This window comes from Pseudoneobacillus rhizolycopersici, from assembly GCF_054786815.1.
The window spans coordinates 1-253 of record NZ_JBTOOE010000171.1 but is presented as its reverse complement, the minus strand read 5'-3'; the positions used below and the strand labels follow the sequence as shown (position 1 = coordinate 253).

1 protein-coding gene is annotated in these 253 nt (G+C 67.6%); it reads left to right on the top strand.

Features of this window, described 5'->3' with window-relative positions; translation table 11 throughout:
- The coding region (locus ACX9YW_RS23295; protein WP_460351143.1) for a hypothetical protein at nt 1-253 on the top strand (253 nt) is incomplete at both ends.

Here is a 253-nt window from a genome sequence, read left to right as displayed (position 1 = left end):
CGGTGGCTGGCCGAAGCCAGCATCGACGGCAGCCCGCCGCGGCTCACACTGTCGCAGGACCTCCCGCGTTGGCAGCGGTGGTACCGACAGCGGGTGCTGGCGCACGAGGCGATTCATCTGGCGGGTTACGATCACATGCCCGAGGTCCACTACGTGACGACGGACATCCTCGACTGGCTGACATCCCGCGTACAGCGGGATGTGAAAAGCGGGACGCCCCGGTTCGTGCCCGAGCGGTTCGGCATCACCGTGC